General features: G+C 39.7%; 3 protein-coding genes. All 3 read right to left on the minus strand.

Features of this window, described 5'->3' with window-relative positions; genetic code table 11:
• The coding region (locus Q0386_RS02420) for a hypothetical protein (protein WP_299026574.1) at positions 1 to 1738 on the minus strand (1738 nt) is incomplete at its 3' end.
• 11 nt (positions 1739 to 1749) lie between these two features.
• Positions 1750 to 2841: a hypothetical protein gene (locus Q0386_RS02425; RefSeq protein ID WP_299026577.1), complete on the minus strand. Its 1092-nt coding sequence runs from the start codon at positions 2839 to 2841 to the stop codon at positions 1750 to 1752.
• A gap of 9 nt (positions 2842 to 2850) precedes the next feature.
• Positions 2851 to 3876, minus strand: coding sequence for a hypothetical protein (locus Q0386_RS02430; protein ID WP_299026580.1), 1026 nt, complete (start codon positions 3874 to 3876; stop codon positions 2851 to 2853).
• Between the last annotated feature and the right edge of the window lie 46 nt (positions 3877 to 3922).

A 3922-nucleotide genomic window follows, 5' to 3' on the forward strand; every position in this document is an offset into this window, starting at 1 on the left:
TATTATTAAAGCTTATAGAGCCAAGCTCAATGTCACTCATGGCTTTAGTTTCTAAATTTAGGCTTGCCCTTCTGGTTTTATCTCCTAAAAGCTTACCCGTATCAGAATACAGCTCCGTTACTTCTATTTCTCTACCGCTATCAAATTTTAAGGTTATAGATCCATTATCGTTTAGCTTCATAGCTATTACGCTATCGCTGTCGTTCATCATTAAGGCCGCTTTATTCGGATTAGTATCAAAGGCTCTTTTTACTTTCTCTAAGTTTTCTGGGCTAAATTCTAGCCTTGTAGCCTTTTGGAATTCATTTTCCATGGCGATCATGTATGACGACTTGCTACCGTTTAGCCTGCTTATATATTCGTCTGCATTTTCTACGTTATACTCTTTTAGATTTTTTGATAGCCACTCTACGTCTTTTGCGTGGGCGGTGGATTCTTTTTCATAATCTCTATAAAATTTCATAAAACTATCTCTTTGATAGTTTTCATACGAGAAGTCGTCGCTCGTCTTTTTGCTTGATATGATCGGATTAAATTCACTAAGCTTTAGCTTTCCGTCAAATCCAGCCTTAGCGTAAGCAAAATTGTTAAATAGGCTATTTTTATTAAATACGTTATTGTTTCTTAGGTCTACCCAGCCGTCTTTATCCGCGTATGCATCAAAAAAGTTCTTAATACTATCGGCTTCCGCCTTTTTGTATCTGCTTTCTGGTGCAAATACGGTGTAGGGGTTTGAAGAGTAGTAAGATATCCTATGATCTATATTTGTAGTATCTACGAAATTTCTCATATCGTTATTGGCAAGAGATTCGGAGTTGATGATATCTCTTCTTTTTTGATTCCAGTTAACGACATCTGAATTTATAAATTTAGTTAAATCGATATCCGATACTACGTCGCTTAAATTTGCTATCTTTTCGTTGCCGTCCTTATCGTATCCTCTAACCTTGAGCTTTGAGAATAGCTTGTCGGAGCTATTTAAAATTCCGTCGCCGTTACTGTCAAAGTTAAAAAGCAAAGCATTGCTGGTGAGTTTTCCAATGCCCAACTTATCGTTATCGCCGTATAGATCTAAAAATACCTCTACGTCGCCGTATTTAGTATGCAGAGTACTTGAAGATGCGTAAGAGTTTAAATTTGATGATTTGGTATTCTCAAGATATCCGCTTTGATCTATGAAAGACATGTTGATCGAGTGAGGATCTGCATTTATACCCTGAAAGTATCTCTCGCCCCTAAGAGAGCCGTTGAGATAGGCATTTGAGGTATCGACCCCGTATTTTTGCTTTATCTCTTTTAACGCATTATGATCGTTTACTACGCTATCTATTCTTTGTTCTTGATTGACCGAGTACCTTGAGCCAAGATACGTAAAATCGTATTTGGCAAAGTCTCCCGTCAAAGTAGGAGACGAGCTGTAATGATAATCTAAGCCGCTGTTTCTACCAAGCAGATTGTTAATATTAAATTCGCCCCTGTTTAAAGCGTTGCTATCGCTAATATCCATAACGTTATTTACGCGTAGCTTTGAGATAATGCCGCTTGACTGAGCCCTTAAAAAGTCTTTTGCTCTATACTCGATTTGCGCTTGCCTGTTTAGATATTCCGCAGAAGTCATACTTTCGTCACCCACTCTTACTAGCTCTTGTCCGGCGAGTCTAGATGCAGAAGCTTGCATTTGGTCTTGTCTCAATAATGATAAATTTACGTCATAGCCGTTTCTTAACAGAACATCCATTTAAATTCCTTTTATGCTTTTACATCAAATTTACCTAGCTTTGCTAGTTGATTTAAAATTTCAGTTATATCCGTCCCCTTTTCTCGTTCGGCTTTCAGGAAATTTTCAAAGAATTCTCGTCTGACGTCTTTATCTTCGTATGTTTTGCTTTTACTCGTGGCTTGGATAGGTTTAAATTTATTCTCTTCGGGCGTTTCTTTAGGAGCTTGATCGCTTACTGTGCCATCTTTTAGAGCTATATTTTGTAGCACGTCTGCGATACTCTCGCCTTTGTTAAACGCATCTTTTAAGAAATTTAAAAACTCTTTTTTAGTTGCTTCGTCTGCGTAGCTCACCTGCTTTACCATCTCTTGCCCCCAAAAGACCGCAGGCCGTTTCCCTGATATCCGGTCAAAATTTAGCTTACCGTCTTTGAGCGATATTTTGACCTTTGCATTCTCTCCTAGTATCTTTTCGGCGGCAACCTCAAGCCATTTATCTTTAAATTTTTCTAAATCCATATCGGAGTCTAGTAGGTTTGCCATATCGACCGCCATTTTAAGTCCGGTACCTTTCGTATGACCAACTCCAAAGCTTCCTAGATCCACACTAAACGCACCCATAAACCCATCTACGCTAAAAACATCGTTTTCCATGTTTGAATTGTTTTGCAAGACCTTCGTGCTATCTATAAATTTCTTTAGCTCTGCGACCTCGCCCTTGCTCATGCTTGGATCAAGCCCGTTTATCTTGCCCCAAATGCTGATTTTATCATCTTCCGTATAGCCGCTTAGCGAATACGCCTTACGCGCGACCACGGGATCATAAGGTTTATATATCGGTTTTTTAAAGCCCATTTTTATAGCAAGAAGCCTATTTTGCTGCTTGTCGTTTAGTTTTGAAAACTCCACGTTTTGCGCCCAAACGGCAAGCTCGTTTTCGTCCAGTTCGTCGGGATCGAGAGCATAATAATCAATCGGTTCGGTTAAATTTGATCGAGACGGCGCCGAATTTGAGGTTAAATTTATAGCCTCTTTTTCCTCGCGTGCTTTTAAATTTCGTTCCTGAGCGCTACTAAAATCATAATTCATATTTGCACTAAATCCATTTATGCTGCTTATCATATTAATCCTTTATGCTTTTACGTCAAATTTGCCTAGTTTTGCTAGTTGATTTAAAATTTCAGTTATATCCGTCCCTTTTTCGCGTTCGGCTTTTAAGAAATTTTCAAAGAATTCTCGTCTGATATCCTTGTCCTCGTAGGTTTTGCTTTTGCTAGTGGCTTGGATGGGTTTAAACGCTGTCGCCTCGCTTCTGTTTTCCTTAAATTCAGCCCTGCCCTCAAGCAGATTTTGTATATCCAGACCCTTTTCTATCGCATCTCGCACAAATTTTATAAACGCCTTTTTGCTCTGCTCGTCCTTATACTCGATACTCTCAAGCTCCCTAAACTCCACGGGAGCCTTGTTTTTATTAATGACTATCGCGATATTTTCGCCGTCTACGGATATTCTTTCCGCGCCGCTCTCGCCCAAACGCTTCAGCACGGTATATTCAGCCCACCTATCCTTAAACTCGTTCACGCTCATATCGGAGTCGAGGATTTCCATCCCCCTATTCCCTGCATTATATTCTATGCCCAAAAATGGGTATTCGTGGTTTATGTATTTTTTCGCAAATTCATCAACATTTGTCGTATCGTATCCCGCCAAATCCCGAGTAAGTTTATCGAAACCAAACGCCCCGCTACTATTTATAAATTTCTTCAGATTTTCCGCTTCGCTCCTACTAAAAGAGCCGTCTAATCCACTTATCTTACCCCATACGCTTATCTTTTCATCCAGCGTATATCCGCTCAGAGAAAAAACGCCTCGTATATTAACCGGTGCGCCGGGCGGGAGCTTTTTTATCTCCCTGATGGCCGCTTCCATCTCTTTGATGTTAAAGTCTATGTCGATACCCTTTAGGCTTGATACGTTTTCGCTATTTTTTGGGTTAGCTTGATTTGTCGAATTTGGCTGCGCGACCGCCATACTCGAAGCCTGATTTGAGGTTAAATTTATAGCCTCTTTTTCCTCGCGTGCTTTTAAATTTTGCCCGCGAGCGCTACTAAAATCATAGTTTACGTTTGCGTTAAATCCGTTTATACCGCTTATCATATTAATCCTTTATGCTTTTACGTCAAATTTGCCTAGTTTTGCTAGT

This window comes from uncultured Campylobacter sp. (assembly GCF_938045625.1).
Classification (GTDB): Bacteria; Campylobacterota; Campylobacteria; order Campylobacterales; family Campylobacteraceae; genus Campylobacter_A.